This is a genomic window from Halomonas sp. Cn5-12 (assembly GCF_021532545.1).
GTDB lineage: Bacteria > Pseudomonadota > Gammaproteobacteria > Pseudomonadales > Halomonadaceae > Vreelandella > Vreelandella aquamarina.
Window position 1 is genome coordinate 1 of sequence record NZ_JAKGAY010000004.1, and the last position, 20,117, is coordinate 20,117.

General features: G+C 57.4%; 19 protein-coding genes. 12 read left to right on the top strand and 7 right to left on the bottom strand.

Going from position 1 to position 20,117, the window contains the following annotated elements; genetic code table 11:
- On the bottom strand, positions 1-125 hold a 125-nt coding region (locus L1249_RS03555), incomplete at its 3' end, for a helix-turn-helix domain-containing protein (protein ID WP_235253415.1).
- 131 nt (positions 126-256) lie between these two features.
- On the opposite strand from L1249_RS03555, the gene L1249_RS03560 reads away from it, so the two are divergent.
- Positions 257-817 carry a lipocalin family protein gene (locus L1249_RS03560; RefSeq protein WP_172416351.1) on the top strand — a complete coding sequence of 187 codons (561 nt, stop codon included), beginning with the start codon at positions 257-259 and terminating at the stop codon, positions 815-817.
- 13 nt (positions 818-830) lie between these two features.
- Here the strand turns inward: L1249_RS03560 and L1249_RS03565 are convergent, their stop codons facing one another.
- Positions 831-1,748: a LysR family transcriptional regulator gene (locus L1249_RS03565; RefSeq protein ID WP_044628472.1), complete on the bottom strand. Its 918-nt coding sequence runs from the start codon at positions 1,746-1,748 to the stop codon at positions 831-833.
- Positions 1,749-1,878: 130 nt separating this feature from the next.
- Between L1249_RS03565 and L1249_RS03570 the strand changes: the two genes are divergently transcribed.
- Entirely contained in the window at positions 1,879-2,952 is a 1,074-nt protein-coding gene (locus L1249_RS03570) for a tartrate dehydrogenase (RefSeq protein ID WP_058576721.1), read from the top strand.
- A 93-nt stretch (positions 2,953-3,045) separates the two neighbouring features.
- Here L1249_RS03570 and wrbA read toward each other — a convergent pair whose 3' ends face one another.
- Positions 3,046-3,645 (bottom strand): NAD(P)H:quinone oxidoreductase, encoded by a 600-nt coding sequence (wrbA, locus tag L1249_RS03575; RefSeq protein ID WP_044628470.1) that lies wholly within the window; start codon positions 3,643-3,645, stop codon positions 3,046-3,048.
- Positions 3,646-3,990: 345 nt separating this feature from the next.
- Between wrbA and L1249_RS03580 the strand changes: the two genes are divergently transcribed.
- The 6 genes from L1249_RS03580 to L1249_RS03605 all read left to right on the top strand — a co-directional run bounded on the left by L1249_RS03580 (position 3,991) and on the right by L1249_RS03605 (position 9,596).
- Positions 3,991-4,977: a succinylglutamate desuccinylase gene (locus L1249_RS03580; RefSeq protein ID WP_235253393.1), complete on the top strand. Its 987-nt coding sequence runs from the start codon at positions 3,991-3,993 to the stop codon at positions 4,975-4,977.
- A gap of 243 nt (positions 4,978-5,220) precedes the next feature.
- Positions 5,221-5,991, top strand: coding sequence for an ABC transporter ATP-binding protein (locus tag L1249_RS03585; protein ID WP_137094544.1), 771 nt, complete (start codon positions 5,221-5,223; stop codon positions 5,989-5,991).
- A gap of 19 nt (positions 5,992-6,010) precedes the next feature.
- A complete protein-coding gene (locus tag L1249_RS03590; RefSeq protein WP_058577210.1) occupies positions 6,011-6,712 on the top strand; it encodes an ABC transporter permease in 702 nt (233 codons plus the stop codon).
- Between the two features lies 1 nt (position 6,713).
- Complete coding sequence (locus tag L1249_RS03595) at positions 6,714-7,445, top strand: ABC transporter permease (RefSeq protein WP_044628466.1); 732 nt, start codon at positions 6,714-6,716, stop codon at positions 7,443-7,445.
- Positions 7,446-7,579: 134 nt separating this feature from the next.
- Positions 7,580-8,350 carry a transporter substrate-binding domain-containing protein gene (locus L1249_RS03600; RefSeq protein ID WP_044628465.1) on the top strand — a complete coding sequence of 257 codons (771 nt, stop codon included), beginning with the start codon at positions 7,580-7,582 and terminating at the stop codon, positions 8,348-8,350.
- Positions 8,351-8,771: 421 nt separating this feature from the next.
- Positions 8,772-9,596: a TraX family protein gene (locus L1249_RS03605; protein WP_213262355.1), complete on the top strand. Its 825-nt coding sequence runs from the start codon at positions 8,772-8,774 to the stop codon at positions 9,594-9,596.
- On the opposite strand, the gene L1249_RS03610 is transcribed toward L1249_RS03605, so the two are convergent.
- From L1249_RS03610 to purE, 3 genes are all read right to left on the bottom strand, one after another.
- The gene (locus tag L1249_RS03610) at positions 9,574-11,199 is read right to left on the bottom strand and encodes a diguanylate cyclase domain-containing protein (protein ID WP_058578227.1); all 1,626 of its coding nucleotides are present in this window, start codon (positions 11,197-11,199) and stop codon (positions 9,574-9,576) included. The two genes, L1249_RS03605 and L1249_RS03610, sit on opposite strands and share 23 nt — an antisense overlap.
- Positions 11,200-11,340: 141 nt before the next feature.
- Positions 11,341-12,471: a 5-(carboxyamino)imidazole ribonucleotide synthase gene (locus L1249_RS03615; protein ID WP_058578230.1), complete on the bottom strand. Its 1,131-nt coding sequence runs from the start codon at positions 12,469-12,471 to the stop codon at positions 11,341-11,343.
- Between the two features lie 34 nt (positions 12,472-12,505).
- Positions 12,506-13,033: a 5-(carboxyamino)imidazole ribonucleotide mutase gene (gene purE, locus L1249_RS03620; protein ID WP_044628462.1), complete on the bottom strand. Its 528-nt coding sequence runs from the start codon at positions 13,031-13,033 to the stop codon at positions 12,506-12,508.
- A 216-nt stretch (positions 13,034-13,249) separates the two neighbouring features.
- On the opposite strand from purE, the gene L1249_RS17535 reads away from it, so the two are divergent.
- The 4 genes from L1249_RS17535 to L1249_RS03640 all read left to right on the top strand — a co-directional run bounded on the left by L1249_RS17535 (position 13,250) and on the right by L1249_RS03640 (position 18,819).
- A complete protein-coding gene (locus L1249_RS17535; protein WP_044628461.1) occupies positions 13,250-13,522 on the top strand; it encodes an XRE family transcriptional regulator in 273 nt (90 codons plus the stop codon).
- Between the two features lie 255 nt (positions 13,523-13,777).
- The gene (gene dsrO / locus L1249_RS03630) at positions 13,778-14,554 is read left to right on the top strand and encodes a sulfate reduction electron transfer complex DsrMKJOP subunit DsrO (RefSeq protein WP_137094539.1); all 777 of its coding nucleotides are present in this window, start codon (positions 13,778-13,780) and stop codon (positions 14,552-14,554) included.
- Complete coding sequence (gene nrfD, locus L1249_RS03635; RefSeq protein ID WP_058578228.1) at positions 14,538-15,731, top strand: NrfD/PsrC family molybdoenzyme membrane anchor subunit; 1,194 nt, start codon at positions 14,538-14,540, stop codon at positions 15,729-15,731. Before dsrO ends, nrfD begins: the two co-directional genes overlap by 17 nt.
- On the top strand, positions 15,724-18,819 hold the full coding sequence (locus L1249_RS03640; protein WP_235253394.1) for a molybdopterin dinucleotide binding domain-containing protein: 3,096 nt from the start codon (positions 15,724-15,726) through the stop codon (positions 18,817-18,819). Before nrfD ends, L1249_RS03640 begins: the two co-directional genes overlap by 8 nt.
- 19 nt (positions 18,820-18,838) lie before the next feature.
- Here the strand turns inward: L1249_RS03640 and chrA are convergent, their stop codons facing one another.
- Positions 18,839-20,032 (bottom strand): chromate efflux transporter, encoded by a 1,194-nt coding sequence (gene chrA, locus L1249_RS03645; protein ID WP_235253395.1) that lies wholly within the window; start codon positions 20,030-20,032, stop codon positions 18,839-18,841.
- Between the last annotated feature and the right edge of the window lie 85 nt (positions 20,033-20,117).

Sequence of the window (20,117 nt, forward strand, 5' to 3'; positions counted from 1 at the left end):
AAGGCATCGGTACGCCAGCGTAGTATCGAGTTATAGACAAAACGCACGCAGCCGAAAGTCTGAGCCAGCAGCTCAGCCTGTTCGGGGGTTGGGTAAAACCGATATTTATAGGCGCGTTTCGTCATAGCTCACATTTTAGTCTTATTTATGTGAAGATAGCAACCAACTTAAAACGGAGGAGCGGGAACAGGGGCGGCTGACGCCGCCGCGCTATCCCTCCCTGTCCTAAAAGGACGGGGTTTCCCGCGCAACATTGATGAAACCCACATCGCGGCCAAGGAGCCTGGCCACTCTGGTAGCGGTCGCCGCCACCAGCACACTGCTGGTAGGCTGCACCGGCATTCCCGATGGCACCGAACCCGTCACTGGTTTTGAGCTAGAGCGCTATTTGGGCGAGTGGTATGAAATTGCCCGCCTGGATCACTCCTTTGAAGAGGGGTTGGACTGCGTCACAGCCACCTACAGCCTGCGTGACGATGGCGGCGTTAAGGTAATCAACCGAGGCTACAACCTGGAAGCGCAAGCCTGGGATGAAGCCGAGGGGCGTGCTTACTTTATTGATGATGAGAGCGTTGGTCGGCTGAAGGTCAGCTTCTTTGGCCCGTTTTACGGCGGCTATAACGTCCTTGAGCTAGATGACGACTACCAGTGGGCATTGGTGGCAGGCCCCAACCGCGACTATCTATGGATTCTGGCCCGCACGCCAACCCTTGAAGGCGACGTGGAGCAGCGCCTGCGCCAGCGCGCCGCCGAGCTGGACTTCCCCACCGATGAGCTGATTGACGTGGTGCAGGACCAAACCTGTCCAGGCCGCTAGCGCACCCCGTCTGTCAGCCATTGGGCAAGGCGGGCACCCTGCCCGCCATTTCCCGCTGTAAAAAATCAATGAAGGCGCTAATGCGCGTCGGTATATGGCGTCGGTGCTCAAACACGGCATAAAAGTCAGCGCGAACGCCCTGCCAATCGGGCAGCAGCGTGCGCAGCGCGCCGCTAGCCAAGTGCTCGTTCACATCCCACCAGGAGCGCAGCATCACGCCATGGCCATCCAGCGCTAAGCGAGTAATTACCTCGCCGTCATTACTGGCCAGTTGCCCGCTAACTTTCACCGCTTGGCGCTGCGACGAGTGGCGATACTCAAACCGCCATAGCGGGAAGTCGCTATCATTTTCACGAATCACCAAACAGCTGTGCTGGGCAAGATCGCTCGGCACATTCAGCGCAGGCATCTTCGCTATATAGCTTGGCGAGGCGCACAGCACCCGCCGGTTGGGCAGAATACGCTTGGCGACTAGGCGCGAATCCGGCGGCTCGCCAATGCGAATCCCCACATCAAAACCGTGATCGCTTAAATTGAGTGGGAAATTCGTCAGTTCCAGCCAGCTTTCCACCGCCGGGTGTTCTGCGCAAAAGTGTGAGAGCAGCGGCGCAATATGCCGCCTGCCAAAGCCAAAGGTCGCGTTCACCCGCAGCCGTCCAGTAAGCCCTTGGCTCGCGGTATCGCTGAGTGCGCTCTCCAGCGTTTGCAGCTCTTCTAAAATCAACCCACCTTGAGTGAGATAGCGCTCCCCCTCGGCGGTCAGCGTCAAGCGGCGAGTGGTACGCGCCGCCAGCGTCACGCCAAGCCGGGCTTCTAGCTGCTTTAAGCGTTTGCTGACGGCCGAGAGTGACAGCCCCAGCTCTCGGGCGGTGGCAGTTAAGCTCCCTGCCCGGGCCAGCTGCTGAAAAAAGGCGAGGTCATCCAGCATCATGGTATTCTTCACTTTAAGGCAACAATAGCTTGCATAGTAGCCTGATTATCTCGTCGCCAACAGGCGCTACACTCATACCACGAAAACACGCCCTGCTATTTTGTGACGTCTAACAAAACAAGGAGCCCCCATGGCCCATCGTATTGCAGTCATCGCTGGCGACGGTATCGGTACCGAAGTGATGCCCGAAGGAATCCGCGCACTAGAAGCCACCGCCAAGCGCTTCAATATCGACCTGGAATTCACCACGTTTGAGTTTGGTAGCTGCGACTACTACCTGGAACACGGCAAGATGCTGCCCGACGACTGGGTTGAGCAGCTCAAAGGCTTTGACGCGCTGTTCTATGGAGCGGTGGGCTGGCCAGAAAAAGTACCGGACCATATTTCGCTATGGGGTTCGCTGCTGCAATTCCGTCGTCAATTCGACCAGTACATCAACCTGCGCCCTTGCCGGTTAATGCCTGGCATTAAAAGCCCGCTGGCGGGCCGCAAGCCTGGTGATATCGACTTTTACGTGGTTCGTGAGAACACCGAGGGCGAGTACTCCAGCATCGGTGGCAAAATGTATGAAGGCACCGAGCGTGAAATCGTCATTCAGGAAACGGTGATGAGCCGTACCGGCGTGGACCGCGTACTAAAGTACGCCTTCGATCTAGCGCAAACCCGCCCGCGTAAAAAGCTCACCTCGGCCACGAAGTCCAACGGTATCTCCATCACCATGCCCTACTGGGATGAGCGCGTGGCCGAGATGGCCAAACAGTACCCAGAGATCGCCGTGGATAAGTTCCACATTGATATTTTGACCGCCAACTTTGTGCTGCACCCGGACTGGTTTGATGTAGTGGTAGGCAGCAACCTGTTTGGCGATATTCTTTCCGACTTAGGCCCGGCCTGCACCGGCACCATCGGCATTGCGCCCTCCGCCAACATCAACCCGGAAGGCAAATTCCCCAGCCTATTCGAGCCAGTACACGGCAGCGCGCCGGATATCGCCGGTAAAGGCATCGCCAATCCCATCGGCCAAATCTGGTCTGGGGCGATGATGCTGGAGCACCTGGGCTATAAAGAGGCTGGCGATGCCATGGTCGAGGCCATCGAAGCCGTGCTGGGCGAAGGCGATAGCCAGGTGCTTACCCGCGATGTAGGCGGCCAGGGCACCACGGAAAGCTTGGGCAAAGCCATTGCTGATCGGATTGGCGGCTAATCCCCTATAAAAACAACGCCCCATAACGAGCAACGCCTCGCTGCATTAACAGTGAGGCGTTGCTCGTTTTCAGCTAGCATTTTTAGCTAACGATTAACTCGCCAGCTTAGCGGCAATTTCAGCCACGTGTTTACCTTGGAAGCGGGCGATTTTCAGCTCGCGGTCATCCGGCTGGCGGGAGCCATCGCCACCGGCCAGCGTCGCGGCACCGTAGGGCGTGCCGCCGCTTACTTTCGAAATATCAAACTGCTCTTCAATGCCGTAGCCAATCGGCACGATGACCATGCCGTGGTGGGCCAGGGTGGTCCAGGTGGAGGTAATGGTCATCTCGTCGCCACCGCCGGTACCGGTCGAGGTGAATACGCTCGCCACCTTGCCACGCAGCGCGCCGTTGGCCCACAAACCACCGGTTTGGTCGAGGAAGGTACGCATCTGGCCGGCCATGTTGCCAAAGCGAGTGGGCGTGCCGAAGATGATGGCATCGTAATCGGCCAGCTCTTGGGGCGTGGCTTCCGGCGTGGTGAAATCCTGCTTGCCGCCCGCGTTTTTGAACACCTCTTCCGGCATAGTTTCGGGCACGCGTTTGACCGTGACCTCTACGCCATCAACACCCTTTGCCCCCTCCGCCACAGCGGCTGCTAAGGTATCGATATGTCCATACATGGAATAATAAAGTACCAGTACCTTCGTCATTACTCACTCCTTTGGACTTGCATTCAAGCATCAGACAGGTTGCCCACAGCGGGCAGTGAAAACTCATTGAAACATAGCGCAGTTAAGCGTAGATAAAAGCGAATGTTTTCGACGCCGCGCTTCGATTTCATCGATGTGCCGACCTTGCACTTGTGCCACTTCAGCACTAAAAGCGCTGGGCCTGAAAACGCTTGTAGCGATCTGCCATAAGCGTTTTTTTGTGCCAACAACTTTCATCTTCCCACCGACCATTTTCACGCGAACGACGTCCCCACTTGTGGTCAACGGCCAGCGTGGTAAAGGTAGGGCAACAAAAAGCGAATGCCCATGCTTAAGGACACTTTCATGCTAGGCCAATGGCTCGACTGGACGCTTGACGGCGAACGCCCTTCCCCGCGCATCGGCCGCTTCCCAAGCGGCACTTACCATCTTCATGGGCCAGGTGTTCTGGAACTAACGCCCAATATTTTGCGCCCAGAGGCCCGCGCCTGTGTGTTTTCTGCGGCGATACACGGTAACGAAACCGCCCCGGTGGAACTGCTCGGCGATTGGCTGAGCGCTTTGGAATCCAGCACGCTGCAGCTAGGCGCGCCGGTGCTGGTAATCTTGGGTAACATTCCCGCGTTAAAAGCGCACAAACGCTTCATTGCTACCAACCTCAACCGGCTTTTCAAACGCGATCTGGACGAGCGGGGCCCCGAACCTGACCGAGCGCGAGAGCTAATGGAAGCGGTCGATACGTTTTTCAATCGTCATCATGCGCTGCCTAAGCTACATTACGACCTGCATACCGCGATCCGTAGCAGCTTATATACCCGCTTTGTGGTAGAGCCCTATGCAGAAACTGCCACAGACGCTGAACAGTGGCAGTGGTTGGCCGCTGCCGATATGCAGGCGGTGCTGCATCAACATCAGCATAGTTGGACCTTCTCCCACTACAGCAAACACTATCACCACGCACAGGCGTTTACCTTCGAGCTTGGCCGCGTCGCGCCGTTTGGCGAGAACGACATGGCGGCGCTGGCACCGATGCTAACGTTACTCAGCTCGCTCAGCGCAGGTTGCGAGCCGCCGAAAAAAACCGCCGAAACCATGGCCTTTTTTAAAGTACAGCACGAGCTGATGCGCCAAGCGGAGGACTTTACGCTCTGCCTCGACGATGACGTGCCCAATTTCAGCCGTTTCGAGCCCGGCACCTGCCTCGCCAAAGATGGGGTAGCGGGTGATTTCATCGTGGAGAAGACACCATTACATGTGGTGTTCCCCAATGCCCACGTCGACATAGGCGCTCGTGCGGCACTGTTGGTGGTACCCAGTCATGCCATTACCTGACGGACACTTGCGCTACTGTCTGACGATGAAAACGTACTTTTCATAACGACGTCTTTTTTTATAACAACAACGAGAAGGGGCCGTCAGGACACATCGCTACGTACCAAGACCAATGTCGTCCTGATAAAGTACGCGCATTTGGCACAGTCCTGATAGAATCGCCCCTTTTTTCGCGCCAGCCGCACACACGCACGACGAATTCATTTGTTGCTGCTGCGGCAACCCTGTACTGGAGCCTAAGTTATGGCCGCTACGCCTACTCCCCTTGAAGTGCGCAATATTAAAAAGCGCTTTGGCGATACAGAAGTCCTCAAAGGCCTCTCTCTCGAAGCCCAAAAAGGTGACGTCATCACCCTCATTGGTGCCTCAGGGTCAGGCAAAAGCACCTTCTTGCGCTGCATGAATCTGCTGGAACAGCCGGACGACGGCGAACTGTACGTTCACGGCGAGCAAATCCGTTTTAAAACCACCAAGCACGGCCGCGAACCCGCCGACTGGAAACAGGTGGTTCAAATGCGCGCCAAGCTCTCGATGGTGTTCCAGAGCTTCAATCTATGGGCGCACATGACGCTGCTGGAAAACATCATCGAAGCGCCGATCCACGTGCTCGGCAAGCCGAAAAAAGAGGCCATTGAGCACGCCCACGCACTGCTGGACCGCGTAGGGCTTAGCGCTCGCGCCAACGCCTACCCGGCACAAATGTCCGGCGGCCAGCAGCAGCGCGGCGCCATTGCCCGAGCGCTGGCCATGAACCCTGAAGTAATGCTGTTTGACGAGCCGACCTCAGCGCTGGACCCGGAACTGGTGGGCGATGTACTAAAGGTCATGCGTGACTTGGCCGATGAGGGACGCACCATGGTCGTGGTCACCCACGAAATGAGCTTTGCCCGCGACGTTTCCAGCAAAGTAATTTACCTGCACCAAGGTTTGGTAGAGGAACAAGGGGCTCCCGACGATGTACTCGGTAACCCACAGTCACCGCGCCTGAAGCAGTTCCTGGCTCCTAAATACTGATCCGCGAGGCACCCACACCATGCTCGATTTGCAAGGTTACGGCCCCCGCCTGATCGAAGGGGCGGGCGTTACCGTTCAACTGGCCGTTCTATCGCTGATCTTGGCCATCCTCCTAGGGCTGCTGACGGCCAGCGCCAAGATGTCGCGTAACTGGCTGTTACGTCGCACCGCCACCGTTTACACCACGGTGATTCGCGGTGTGCCGGACCTAGTGCTGATGATGCTGCTGTTCTTCGGCGGCCAGATCGGCGTCAATGCCATCAGCGACATGCTGTATTACAACTATGACATCGACATTTACATCAATTTCAATGCCTTTGCCGCAGGCGTACTGACCATCGGCTTTATCTTCGGTGCCTACATGGGCGAAACCTTTCGTGGGGCGTTCATGGCAGTGGATAACGGCCAGATAGAGGCAGGCAAAGCCTACGGCATGAGCAGTGGTTTGGTTTTTCGTCGCATTCGCTTCCCCCAAATGATGCGCCACGCCCTGCCCGGCCTTTCCAATAACTGGATGGTACTGCTCAAAACCACCGCGCTGGTCTCGGTGATCGGCCTGACCGACATGGTCCGAGTAGCCGCCGAAGCTTCCCGCGCGACCCACGAGCCCTTCGTGTTTCTGATCCCTGTGGCGGTGGCCTACCTGCTCATTGCCAGCGTCTCCGAGTGGATCTTTGCGCGCCTACAAAAACGTTACGACATCGGCTTTGGGGGGCAGTGACATGCTAGATATCTCTGCATGGTTTAACGATCTGCTGGCAGACAACCTGATCTTTACGCCCACCACCCTGGGCTACTACTGGGAAGGCTTGGTGACCACCACACAGCTGGTGTTTCTATCGCTGGTGGCCGGGTTAATTCTTGCGGTTCCGCTGGCCATTATGCGCAGCTCTAAGCATAAGTGGATCAGCCTGCCGGTCTATGTGTATACCTACGTATTTCGCGGCACGCCGCTGCTGATCCAGCTCTACATCATCTACTACGGCGTTGTGTTCATCGACGGTATCCAGGAAACCTTCCTGTGGCCAGTGCTAAAAGAAGCCTTCTACCCGGCGCTTATCGCCTTTACGCTCAATACGGCGGCCTACACCACCGAGATCTTCCGTGGGGCGATCAAAGCCACGTCTAAAGGCGAGATCGAAGCAGCGCGCGCCTATGGCATGTCGCAAAACCTAATGATGCGGCGGATTATTCTGCCCAGCGCCTTTCGTCGTGCGCTGCCCGCTTACGGCAATGAAGTCATCTTCATGCTGCACGCCAGCGCGATTGCTAGCGTGGTGACGCTAATGGATCTCACCGGCGCGGCACGCTTTGTGTATGCCCGCTTTTATGCGCCGTTTGATGCCTTCCTGTTTGTCGCGGCCATCTATCTCTGTTTAACCTTTGCGATTTTGTATTTTTTCCGCTTCCTAGAGAAAAAATTACTGGCCCACCTGCGGCCACAAAATTCCTAGCTACAATAAATCCAACACGTCCAGCGTAAAACAAACGTTGGTTCAAATGCAGACTCCCCCTTTTCGCCGACCTCAACCTGGGGTACGTTAAGGGGGATCACCTTGGGTGAACCTGCTTCTTTTGGAGTCTAAAAATGAAAAAACTACTGACTGCTTCTCTGCTGGGCTTGGCCGTCGCTGCAGCATCTTCTGCTCACGCGCGCGATTACGACAACGTGCGTATCGGCGTCGACGTTCCCTACGAGCCCATGGAATACCGCACCGCTGAAGGTGAACTGACCGGCTTCGACATCGACCTGGGCAACGCCCTATGCGAGCGTATCGGTGTTACCTGTGAGTGGGTCGAGCAGGAGTGGGACGGCATTATTCCAGGCCTGATGTCACGCAACTACGATGCAATCATGTCTTCCATGACCATCAACGACGAACGCCGTCAGCAGGTGCTGTTCTCTGACCCCTACATCACCATGCCGTCTGCCTGGTTTGCCCCCGCCAGCCTGGACATCAGCGAAGCCAACGAAGAGACCCTTGCGGGTAAAACCATTGGCGTTCAGCGCGGTACACTGCAGGATAACTACGTTACTGATAACTTCAGCAGCGTTGCCGACATCAGCCGCTATTCCACCGCCGACGACATGGTGCTGGACATGGAAGCACAGCGTCTAGATATCGTCTTCCTCGACTTCCCGATCGGCCAGTCCACGCTGCTAGACAGCGAAGAAGCCGAGTACGTCGTGGTGGGTGAACGCATTAGCGAGCCTAAAGAGTACTTCGGTGAGGGTTTCGGTATCGCCTTCCGTCAGCGTGATGAAGCTCTGGCCGAACAGTTCAACGAAGCTCTGGCTGAGCTTCAGGAAGACGGCACTTACGATGAAATCTACGCCCGTTACTTCGGCGAAGAGTAAGCGCTAACTGCCTAAGATTGCCTCCCCGCTTGGGGAGGCACGCAAGCGAGACGCCATCATGCCCTCACGCCTCCTCTTATCCCCCGCGCTGCACGCGCTTCGCCCAGGTACCCGTGGCAATATCGCCCGTTTCTACCTGAGCGAATGATTCTACGAATAGCCCACCCCGCCTTTTGGCACGCCCGTGCCAACTTCCCCTCGTTACGCTGACCGGTTCGGTAGCCAGCGATATTCTCTACATTCCTGAGTTCATCGGCGTGGATGCGGATTTTATTGTGCTCAGCGAAGGCCGCTGGGCCATTGACCACGTTTGGGCGCTGGGTAAACCGATTTTCAGCGCCTGCCAGGCCCCGTCACTCCAGCGAACTTGCTCCGCCAAACCGGGTCTTTACTATCACTTAACCACATACAAGGAGGTATCATGGCTGAATCGACGGCGGCTCACGCAACGCCACAGGCAAGCGCCGCAGAGGTGTTTCGCCCCTCTTCCCACTGGACGGCCTGGGGACAGTGGCTGGCGCTGTTCACCATGACTGTGGACCACCTGACCCGCTACGTGCTGCCGGGAGACTGGGATTTAGGTTGGGCGGGTTCATCCATTGGGCGCATTGCGTTTCCGCTGTTTGCCGCCATGGTGGCGTGGCACGGCCTGTTTAATACCCGCAACCCACTGCGCTACTCACGGCGGATTTTGATTATCGGCCTCGCCGCGCAAGTGCCCTATATGCTGATGCCACGCGCCTCGGATGCGTTCATTTTGAACGTCTGTTTTACGTTGGCCAGCGGGTTGGCACTAGGAGCGCTGGTACGGCAAGGCTGGCAGCACTATCAACGGCAAACGTTAGGATTTGGTTGGCTCATGTTAGGCGCTGCCGTCGGCGTTACGGTGTGGTATCTACTGGGATTTTGGGTGGAGTATGGCCATAACGGCCTGCTGCTGATTCCGCTGTTTATGTTTGCCATGCAGGCGCTCAGCGAAACCCGAAATGCGTTGAAATCGCGCCTTTGGGCGGGGCTAGCGGCATTTCCTGTGCTCTGGATTGCCGGGCAAATGAACGCCTCCGACATGGCTAAATCGTTCACCGTCGCCACCTGCGTGATCGTGCTGATGCTGGCTGCCGGTGCTGCCCAGCGAGTGCCGCCGGTGGCGCTGGAGATGCCGCGCCGCCTTTGGCTTGCCTGGTACCCAGGGCACTTTGCCTTGATTGCCCTGTGGCTACTGCTTAGCGGTCAATTGGCAGGTTAGGCGCCTGTTCCGCCACACGCTTGTTCACTTCTTCACGCATCCAGGGCTGGTAGCGGCGCAGCCGTGCCCGTCCTTCGGTCTTTGCCTGATACATCGCCGTATCTGCCTGTTTAAGCACATCGGCATGGTCGCAGGCCGTGGCATCAAAACAGGTGTAGCCCATGCTAGGTGTCACCTCTACCCAGCGGCTCTCTAAACGGTACTTGCCGGACAACGCGCTCTGCACCGCATCCATGTAACGCGCCGCCACGGCGTTGAGCGCCTCAGGGTCGGTGACATCAAATAGCGCCAGCAGCACAAACTCATCGCCGCTTAAACGGGCGGCCATATCATCCGCCTGCAAACACGACTCCAAGCGGCGCGCGACCTGCACCAACAAGTCATCCCCTGCGGCATGGCCTAGGGTGTCGTTAATCAGCTTGAAGCGATCCATATCCATAAACATCACCAAACCACCGCGCTGGTCGTTGTTCTGCCCATTACACAGCGCCTCTAAACGCTCGATAAACAGACGCCGGTTGGGCAAATCAGTTAGCGCATCGTAGTAAGCCTGGCGGTAGATAATCGCCTCGTTGCGCTTTCGTTCGGTGAAATCCTCAATAATCGCCACACCGCCCACCATCTGGTTGCTGGCGCTATGTACCCCGTTGAAGAACGCTCGCAAAGGCGTGCCCACACTGGCGTTGGGCAGTTGGTAAGTGCCTTCGTAATAGCCCGTGCCTTTTTCCAGCGCATCCCTAACCGCCTGAGCCACCTTTCGGTCGGCAGAGCGGTCCAGCATGCGGTAGCCGAGTAACTTTGAGCGCTCCACGCTCAGGATAGCCAGCAGTTTGCTGTTACAGTCGGTAATCTGCCCCTGCTCATCGAAGTGCAGCACGCCTAACGGCGAGTGCTGAAAAATAGAGCGATAGCGGTTTTCGCTTTCGCGCAGCTGCGCCTCCCGGGCGGCCATGTTTACCCGCAGGGCAATATTGTCGTGAATAGTACGGCTAAAGCGGCGGCTAGTGGCGATGATCAAACCTAAAAAAAGCACCAGCATCAGGCCGATTAAAATAGAGAGCGGCGAGCCCTGAAACAGAAACTGCAGCTTAAGCGGCAGCAAAATGGGAAGCACAAAGCCAATGGCGATCCACCACACGGAAGAGAGCGTAGTCACGCCCCCCGCAGCAATACCGGCCAGCACAATCGAGAGCGCGGCAATTTGGGCGGGGTGATTGTGGCTAAACAGCAGCACGCCGGAGGCGCCCCACACGCAGCCAGAAGCAATCGCCCCCACAGCAAACCAACGCTGCCAGCGCTGGCGCTGCTGCTGTAGCGCAGGCAGGCGCTTAAACCGCTGGGCTAGCAGTAATCTCAATCCTGAAATCGCCACCAGCACCGTAAACCACCCCAGCAGTAGCGCGGCATCCACCACCGGCCACATGGCCGCTACCAGCAGCCCACCCGCCAGCACGCTGCTCAGCACTGGCTGCCATAGGTTGTCGTAAAGCAGGCGCACTTTTTCACCGCGCAAACGCTGCATGGTGATGTGATGGTCACGCTGATAACCACTGCGCAGCCCGGAGGCCATCGCCGTGGCGGCGAGGGGTGTGGGGGGCGACATACAAACTCCCTGTTCTTCAGTCGGCTTAACGCCAATCTTATTGGTTAGGCTTTGTTTAATACATCTGTTTTAGCACGTTTAAGTCACAAAAGTAGTCACCATCAGAAATTAAAAAGCCGCCTTTTCAGGCGGCTTCGTTGTTCATAACGTAGATTCAAAACTCCACTCAACGGGGGGCGCATCGGGTATCAACGCCTGACAAGCACGCACTTTTTCAAGCAGCTCGGCGTGACTCGACGCCACGACGTTAACGTGAGCCAGCTTACGCCCTGGGCGCTCGGCTTTGTCGTAGCGATGCAGGTGGGTGTCGGCAATGGCTAGCAGCGCGGCGTTATCACCTTCCAGGCCAATCACATTCACCATGCAGGTGGGCGCAATGGCATTGGTTGCGCCTAACGGCAAGCCTTGAACTGCCCGCAGATGGTTCTCGAACTGGCTGGTCACTGCGCCGTCCATCGTCCAGTGGCCGGAGTTATGCACCCGCGGGGCCATTTCGTTGGCCAGCAGGCTGCCATCACGGGTTTGGAACAGCTCCAGCGCCAGCACGCCCACGTAATCCAGCTCATCCAGCAGCGCACGAATGTAGCTGTCGGCGGCTTGTTGAACGCTGGCGTCCAAATCCGGCAGTGGGGCCACGGAGTAGCGTAGGATGCCGCCCACGTGCTGGTTCTCTGCCATGGGGTAGAACACCACATCCCCATCGCGGCCGCGCACCGCAATCATCGATACTTCGCGCACAAAATCGACAAACGCCTCGACGATGAGCTGCGTATGGCCAATCGAGTCCCACGCCTCTTGAGCCTGTTCCGGTGCTTTCAGCACCGCCTGCCCTTTGCCGTCGTAGCCTTCCGTGACCGATTTGGCCACTACCGGGCAACCAAGCTCAGCGGCGGCGGCAGCGAGCTGCTCAGCACTTTCCACCACGCGATAGGCCGGCGTGGGAATACCCAAGCGATCAAACAGCGTTTTCTCTTCTACACGGTTTTGGCACACCGCAATAGCGCGACTGCCGGGATAAACCGGCTTGTGCTGCTCAATCTGCTTTACCAATTCAACGGGGAGGTGCTCGAATTCATAGGTCACTACATCGACCTTATCCAGAAACGCCGCCAGATGCTGGTTCTCCGGGTCGACAATCACCTCGCCGATACCCGCGCTGGGGTTACCGGTGGTATCTAAAAAGGTGAAAGTGTTCCCCAGAGGATAGCCCGCTAGGGCCAGCATGCGGCCTAGTTGGCCTGCGCCTAGTACGCCAATATTTTTTGCAATCATACGTTCTTCCATCTGAGTGCTCATATTGGGCAACCTACTGTGCTGGCTGGTTAGATGCAGGTACATCGGGGCGCGGATCAGGGTTATCCAACACCAGTTGTGTCTGTTCAGTACGGAACGCCTCAACAGCTTCGCGCACGGCGCTGTTCTGAAGGCCCACAATTTGTGCGGCCAGCAGGCCTGCGTTGGTGGCACCGGCTTTGCCAATAGCTAGGGTGCCTACCGCAATACCACCCGGCATTTGAGCAATAGAAAGCAGTGAATCCAAGCCCTTCAACGCTTTAGACTCCACCGGCACACCCAGCACCGGAAGTGCCGTTTGTGACGCGACCATACCCGGCAAATGAGCTGCACCGCCTGCGCCTGCCACAATCACCTGCAGGCCACGCTCAGCGGCACTTTTTGCATATTCGAACAGCAGGTCGGGTGTGCGATGCGCCGATACCACACGGGTTTCGTAGGGAACGCCCAGCCGCTCTAACATCGCCACCGCGTGCTCCATGACCGGCCAATCAGACTTCGACCCCATGATCACGCCCACTTTGGGTGCGCTGTTCGACATGCAAAACTCCTCGGCCAACGGCCTAACATAAGCTAGAAAGCAGTCCATAAGCCGTGCAAAGCGCGGCTCACTCAGAATTAGGAAGGCGCATAGTTTACCAGAGCCACGGGCATTTGCGGGTGTTACTCGCTGCGTGAAATTTTCATCAAATTAGGCATTGAAAACCGCGTGAGTTGGCGGCATTGTGTGTTTGTCATTTCCGACTGATGGAGTCACATGAGTACGGCATACTCAACTGCTCACGCAGAATCATTAGATCCTCCGCGAAGCAGCCCTGACCTCGATGTCAGGGATTTAGAAAAACGTACGCGCCTCATGCGTATTATTACCCGTCTGATCGCCGTATCAGATCTGGGAAGCCGCGAAATAGCCCGCCAAGCTGGCTTACCCGTTCAAAAGATCAGCGACCTGCTCGCCGGAAGGCTAGAGCATCTGGACATCAACGAGCTTAATGTCCTGCGCCGCACGTTAGAGCTGGAGGCGCCATAGCAACAGCTACTACATCAGAATCTACCCCCTTTCGATACAGGCTGGCCCATTGGGTCAGCCTGTTTTTGTTTGTCACGCTTAATAGGACGTCTTTCATGAAAACAATCAGTTAGCGCTTTAAGATTAAGTGAGCATTAAGAAAAGCGCGCTAACTCATTGACGAGAATCAACTTTCCCCTTCAACGTAAGGCGTAGTCTTAGCGTACCCCGACCATTCGCCCCTGCGAATGACGTTTTACTCGCTAAGGAGGCGCTATGGACGCCATACGCCGCTCGCTACTCGGCCAGCTGGCCCGCTTAAGTGCAGGCGCTGCACTGGTACCCTTTTCTAGCCTTGCCCAAGCAGGCATTAATCAGCAGCCTGCCCGGCGTGAAGGTGATCCCACAAAGCGCTACGGCATGCTGATTGATCTTCGCCAGTGCATCGGCTGCCAGGCTTGCACGGTGTCGTGCCATATTGAGAACGCCGCCCCGCTTGGCCAGTTTCGCACCACGGTCTCCCAGTACGAAGTGCAGCATCAGGAGAGCGGTGAGCTGGCCACGTTTATGCTGCCCAGGCTGTGCAATCACTGCGAAAACCCGCCCTGCGTGCCCGTTTGCCCCGTTGAAGCTACCTACCAACAGCAGGATGGCATCGTTGTGGTTGATAGCGACCGCTGCGTGGGCTGCGCTTATTGCGTTAACGCCTGCCCTTACGATGCCCGCTTTATTAACGAGCGCACCCAAACCGCTGACAAGTGCACGTTCTGCGCGCATCGCTTAGAGGCAGGGCTACTGCCCGCCTGTGTTGAAAGCTGTGTTGGAGGTGCGCGGATTATTGGTGATATGCGCAACCCTGACAGCCAAATCAGCCGCATGATTCAAGAACACCGTGATGCACTGATGGTACTTCAGCCAGAAAAAAACACGCTTCCCCAAGTGTTCTACCTCGGGATGGATGAACGCTTCACTACACGCCCCGTGGCGGAACCCGTGGCGCTTGAAGTGTTTGACCCCCACGGCCAGGAGATGGGCTATGAATTCCACCATTGAACTGCTCGCCCCGCGTTATGACATTGCCTGGTACCCCTGGGCAGTACAGTACTTTTTCATGATCGCCGTCTCCTACGCGAGTCTCTGGCTTGCAGCCCCCGCGTTAATCTTCGGCAAAAAAGCGTGGCTGCCCACCGCACGTCTTGCACTCATCGCTTGCGTCAGCACCACGCTGGTCGCACCTGTTGCGTTACTTGCAGATCTACACCAACCGCTGCGCTTTTGGCACTTTTATGCTTACGCCAACACCCACTCGTGGATGTCCATCGGCAGCGTGGTTCTGCCGCTCTATCTCGTCAGCGTACTGGGCCTTGCTTGGCTGGCTTGGCGCCCGGCGCTCCAGGCCCAGCGCAATGCGCCAGGGCTGAGCGGATGGGTGGCTAAATGGCTAAGCCTGGGCGATAGCGCTACTCCAAGGGCACTGGTGGCCATCGTGGGGGTAGCCGCACTACTGCTTTCCAGCGGCATTATGCTTTATACCGGCGCAGAGCTTGCCATTGTGAAAGCACGCCCGCTATGGAACACCGTATGGCTTCCGCCCATGCTGGTCGCGACAGGCTTCATCGCGGCAGCAGGGCTGGTGTTGGTACTCAACCAGGTAAGCGGGCTGTGTTCGCACGCCACCGTTCGGCAAATGCTGTATGTCCTACTCGCCTTCTGTGCAGTAGCGGGTTTAATCGCGGCTAGCTGGTTCCTGGATGGTATTAACGCCAACGTTGGCTCGGTCGCCGCAGCGCTGGAGTCTGTTCGTCACAGCCCTTCCTGGCGTAGCACCGCGCTGTGGGGCGGTATTACTGGCATAGCACTTTTTATAGCGGTGGCGTGGTTACTCTCACGCTCGACCCAACGCCAACCCGCACTGCTTGCCTGGGCTTGGCTACTCGGTCTGGTAGCTATTCATATGGGCTGGATGTTCCGTTGGGTGGTGCTGATGGACGTTCAGCACGTCGCCCGTAACAGCGCAGGCTTTCACCACTATGGCATCCCCGCTGGCTCTTCCGGCCTGTTAGGTATTGTCGGTACGTTTGGGCTTTGGCTCGCCGCTATCTTACTGATTGAGCTATTTATCCCATGGCGGCAAGCCCAGCAAGGTGGCGTTAAACCGCCGCCCTCTTTCGACACCAATACACCCAGTGACTCGCTTAACGCCGAACAAGGAGCGCCTAACCATGGCTAAGTCTGCTCAAGACCCCTCACGCCGCCGGTTTCTCAAAGGCGCCGCTGCCGCAGGCGGTGCCGCCACCTTTGCAGTAGGCTACGCTGACCCGCTTGCCAAGATGGCCAAAGGACTCAGTGGCAGCGCGGGGGAAAAACCCAAGCACAACATTCACGGCAACTCGCTTACGCCGGAGTACCGCGTTGACTTAACCACTGGCGAGCTAACCCTCACTCCCAATCAACGCACCGCCTTTACCATTTGCTACGGCTGCACCACCCAGTGCGGCGTACGGGTACGCATTGATGACACCCAAGGCGAAGTGCTGCGGGTATCTGGCAATCCTTACCATCCGCTCTCTGCAGATGACCATTTACCGATGCGCACCCCAGTGGCCGATGCGCTTCGCAGCGTCAGCGCCTACGGCGAACAGGGGCAGGTTAACCGCTCTACCGCCTGCGCCCGCGGCAATGCCATGATGAGCCAGATCACTAACCCGTTTCGTATCGACCACTGCTTGAAGCGCGTTGGCGAGCGCGGTAACCGGGAGTGGCAAAAAATCTCGTTTGAACAGCTGATTGAAGAGATTTGTGAGGGGGGCGATCTGTTTGGTGAAGGCCATGTGGATGGGCTGCGCGCCATTCACGACCACGACACGCCTATCGACCCTGCCAATCCAGAGTACGGCCCCAAGGCGAACCAGCTGATGGTCATGGAAGCCGGCGACTACGGGCGCTCCGATTTACTCAAGCGCTTCACGCTCAACGCCTTTGCTACCCGCAACTACGGCCACCACGGCTCTTATTGCGGCTTGGCGTTCCGCATGGGGTCAGGGGCCGTGATGAACAATATTGTCACTAATGCCCATGTAAAACCCGACATTCAGAACGCACAGTTCATCATGTATATCGGCTGCGCGCCTAGCCAAGCAGGCAACCCGTTTAAGCGTCAAGGCCGCTTGCTTGCTCAGGCACGCGCCGCAGGAACCCTTGAGTACGTGGTAGTCGACCCCGCGCTAAATGCTGCCACTTCCCACGCGGCGGATAATAATCGATGGGTGCCCATTCGCCCCGGCACCGACAGCGCCTTTGCCATGGCGATGATTCAGTGGCTGCTGGACCACGAGGGCTATGCCAGCGATTTTCTCGCCCTGCCGGGCCAGTCTGCTGCTGATGCCGCGGGCGAGACCACCCACACCAACGCAACGCATTTGGTCATTGATACCTTCGAACATCCGCGCCGTGGCTACTTTTTGCGCGCCAGCGATTTGGGCCTTGCTGAGGCCGGTAGCGATGCGGATATGCCCGTCGTCGTGTCAGGCGGCGAATTCGCGCTCAGCGAAGATGTCATGGCCGCCGAGCTATTTGCCGAGCGCGCAGTGGAGCTTGCCGATGGCAGCACCGTTACCGTTAAAACCAGCCTAACGCTGCTGCGTGAATCGGCCCATGAATACGACATGGACACCTATGCTGAACATTGTGGTATTCCCAAAGCAACGATTATCGACTTAGCCAAAAAGTATGCCAGCCACGGCCGTAAGGCCGCCGTTAACTGCCACGGCGGTATGATGTCAGGCAACGGCTTCTACGCTGCTTTTGGCGTTCAAATGCTCAACCTGTTGGCAGCCAACTACAACATGAAAGGCGGCAGCGCGGTGGGCGGCGGCACCTATAAAGGCACCGGCGAAGGCCCACGCTACGACTTAGCTAATTTCCCCGGCAAGCGTGGCCCACAGGGCGTGTTTCTCTCGCGCTCACGTTTCCCCTATGAAAAATCGTCGGAGTATCAACGTAAGGTAGCGGCTGGCGAAAACCCCTACCCTGCTAAGGCTCCTTGGCGCTCGCTCGCGCCGCCAACACTCACCGAACATTTACCTTCCGCGCTGGATGGCTACCCTTACCCTATTAAAGCGGTAATTGGCTGCATGGCTAACCCGATTTATGGCCAAGCGGGCTTAAAAGGCGTGGTTGTTGATAAGTTGAAAGATCCCAAGCGCTTGGGGCTGTTTGTCGCGATTGATGGCTTTATCAACGAGACTAACCGCTACGCCGATTACATCGTACCGGATTCAGTGATGTACGAAGTATGGGGCTTTGCAGGCTCCTGGAAAGGCACGCTAGGCAAGCTGACCACCGCGTGCTGGCCGGTGGTTGAACCGCGCCAACAAAAAACCGCCGAAGGCGAGCCGGTGTCTATGGATAGCTTCTTTATTGCCGTAGCTAAACGGCTGGGGCTGCCGGGCTTCGGTGATAACGCCATCCCCGATACTGATGGCAATCTGCACCCCCTCAACCGCGCTGAAGATTACTACTTGCGGGCAGCGGCCAATATTGCCTTCCAAGAGACGCCGCTACCAGAAGCGAACGAAACTGACGTTGCCCATAGTGGCATTGCACCGCTGCTGCCTAAGCTTGAACGTACGCTGAAAGCCGACGAGCGCAGCCGTGTGGCCTATCTGTACGCCCGGGGTGGACGTTTTGAAGATGCCAGCGAACACTTCGTAGGCCAACATTTAAAACGCCAGTGGAAAGAAACCCTGTGTGTCTATAACGAAGCGGTTGGCACCAGCATTGATACCACCAATGGGCTGCCAAACCGGGGCGTACCGTGTCACTCGCTGCCTCAAATGGCGAATAAGCAGCCCATGCGGGAGATCTTCTCAGAGCAAGAGTGGCCGTTACTGGCATTCTCGTTCAAATCCAATCTGATGAACTCCTACGCCATCGGTAACGAACGGCTGCGGATGATCAAGCCCTACAACCCCGTGCAAATGCACCGCCAAGATGCCGAACGCTTTGGCATTCAGCACGGCGACACCATTCGCATTGAAAGCCCTGGCGGCAGCGTGGTGGGGCTAGCCCTGGTAAGCGAAAGCGTTGTGCCCGGCGCACTGGGTATTGAACACGGCTACGGTCATAAAGATTTAGGCGCCACACCACACATCATTGACGGTGAACCCCAGCCTGATATGCCGTGGATGCGGGCAGGCATCAACATCAACGACTTGGGGTTTAAAGACCCTACGCGGGCGGTAGACGGCACTTGGCTTGAACCGATTAGCGGCGCCAGCGTGCGCCAAGGGTTACCGGTTAAAGTAAGCCGCGTATAAACCGGCTGGGGTAGTGATGCTACAGCGTGATCACTACCCCACCCAAAGCGACGACGATCACGACTACCCATGCAGGCAGCTTCCACACGGTGAGCAGCAGAAAGCCCGTCAACGCCAGCACGAACTCGTACGGCCCAAGAATGGCACTGGTCCACACCGGCTGATAAAGCGCCGCGCCTAAAATCCCCACCACCGCCGCATTGGCACCACGCATCAGCGCTTGAGCACTGCTCCACTGGCGGAACTGGTTCCAAAATGGCAGCACGCCGACCAGCAGCAAAAACCCCGGTACAAAAATCGCCAGCAGCGCCAGTAACGCGCCAATCACGCTGGGAATTCCCGGCAACAGCGCGCCTAAATATGCGGCAAACGTAAACAGCGGTCCTGGCACCGCCTGCGCTGCGCCGTAACCGGCCAAGAACTCATCCGCCGTGACCCAACCCGATTGCACTACTTCCGCTTCCAGCAGCGGCAGCACCACATGGCCACCGCCAAACACCAGCGCGCCTGAACGGTAGAACGCATCGACGACGTTCAACCAACCCGCACTCGCCGCCAACAGCGGTAATAGCACCAACAGCCCCGCGAATATTAGTAACGCCAGCGTGCCCGCTTGGCGTGTCACCGGGAAGTGTAGCGATTCGCTAGACGATGCTGCAGCGCTTTGGCGACAAAGCAGCAGCCCCGCCACGCCGCCCAGCACAATCGCCGCCACCTGCCCCAACGGCCCGCTAACCAGCACCACCGCGAACACCGCTGCCAGGGCAATTCCCGTGCGGGTTTTATCCGGGCAGAGGTTGCGCGCCATGCCCCACACCGCGTGGGCCACAATAGCCACCGCCACCACTTTTAAGCCATGAATGATGCCGCTGGCCACCGGGCCATCTAGCACTGCCGCGCCCAATGCAAACAGCACCAGCACGATGGCAGAGGGCAGCGTAAACGCCAGCCACGCCATTGCCGCCCCCCAGGGGCCAGCGCGCATCAACCCTAAGGCAAAGCCCACCTGGCTACTGGCTGGCCCCGGCAAGAACTGACACAGCGCGACCAAATCCGCGTAGGCCTGCTCGCTGAGCCACTGGCGGCGTTCAACAAACGCCGTACGAAAGTAGCCCAGGTGCGCCACCGGCCCGCCAAAGGAGGTCAGCCCCAGCGCTAAAAATGCCCAAAAAACCTCGCTGGCTCGTTCTCGTATCTTATTCTCTACCGCCATCGTACCCACCGTTTACTCATTAAAAAGCGCAAGGCATTAAGGGTACGCCTTGCGCTTGACGACTTAGTGACAGCCTAACCGCGTG

Bases quoted from the DNA above. Each gene is read 5' to 3' on its own strand.
- L1249_RS03600 (WP_044628465.1), top strand. From the start codon at position 7,580: ATGAAAAAACTACTGACTGCTTCTCTGCTGGGCTTGGCCGTCGCTGCA.
- nrfD (WP_058578228.1), top strand. From the start codon at position 14,538: ATGAATTCCACCATTGAACTGCTCGCCCCGCGTTATGACATTGCCTGG.
- L1249_RS03605 (WP_213262355.1), top strand. From the start codon at position 8,772: ATGGCTGAATCGACGGCGGCTCACGCAACGCCACAGGCAAGCGCCGCA.
- L1249_RS03560 (WP_172416351.1), top strand. From the start codon at position 257: ATGAAACCCACATCGCGGCCAAGGAGCCTGGCCACTCTGGTAGCGGTC.
- chrA (WP_235253395.1), bottom strand. From the start codon at position 20,032: ATGGCGGTAGAGAATAAGATACGAGAACGAGCCAGCGAGGTTTTTTGG.
- L1249_RS03565 (WP_044628472.1), bottom strand. From the start codon at position 1,748: ATGATGCTGGATGACCTCGCCTTTTTTCAGCAGCTGGCCCGGGCAGGG.
- L1249_RS03610 (WP_058578227.1), bottom strand. From the start codon at position 11,199: ATGTCGCCCCCCACACCCCTCGCCGCCACGGCGATGGCCTCCGGGCTG.
- wrbA (WP_044628470.1), bottom strand. From the start codon at position 3,645: ATGACGAAGGTACTGGTACTTTATTATTCCATGTATGGACATATCGAT.
- L1249_RS03580 (WP_235253393.1), top strand. From the start codon at position 3,991: ATGCTAGGCCAATGGCTCGACTGGACGCTTGACGGCGAACGCCCTTCC.
- L1249_RS03615 (WP_058578230.1), bottom strand. From the start codon at position 12,471: ATGATTGCAAAAAATATTGGCGTACTAGGCGCAGGCCAACTAGGCCGC.
- L1249_RS03585 (WP_137094544.1), top strand. From the start codon at position 5,221: ATGGCCGCTACGCCTACTCCCCTTGAAGTGCGCAATATTAAAAAGCGC.
- L1249_RS03570 (WP_058576721.1), top strand. From the start codon at position 1,879: ATGGCCCATCGTATTGCAGTCATCGCTGGCGACGGTATCGGTACCGAA.
- L1249_RS03590 (WP_058577210.1), top strand. From the start codon at position 6,011: ATGCTCGATTTGCAAGGTTACGGCCCCCGCCTGATCGAAGGGGCGGGC.
- purE (WP_044628462.1), bottom strand. From the start codon at position 13,033: ATGTCGAACAGCGCACCCAAAGTGGGCGTGATCATGGGGTCGAAGTCT.
- L1249_RS03640 (WP_235253394.1), top strand. From the start codon at position 15,724: ATGGCTAAGTCTGCTCAAGACCCCTCACGCCGCCGGTTTCTCAAAGGC.
- L1249_RS17535 (WP_044628461.1), top strand. From the start codon at position 13,250: ATGAGTACGGCATACTCAACTGCTCACGCAGAATCATTAGATCCTCCG.
- dsrO (WP_137094539.1), top strand. From the start codon at position 13,778: ATGGACGCCATACGCCGCTCGCTACTCGGCCAGCTGGCCCGCTTAAGT.
- L1249_RS03595 (WP_044628466.1), top strand. From the start codon at position 6,714: ATGCTAGATATCTCTGCATGGTTTAACGATCTGCTGGCAGACAACCTG.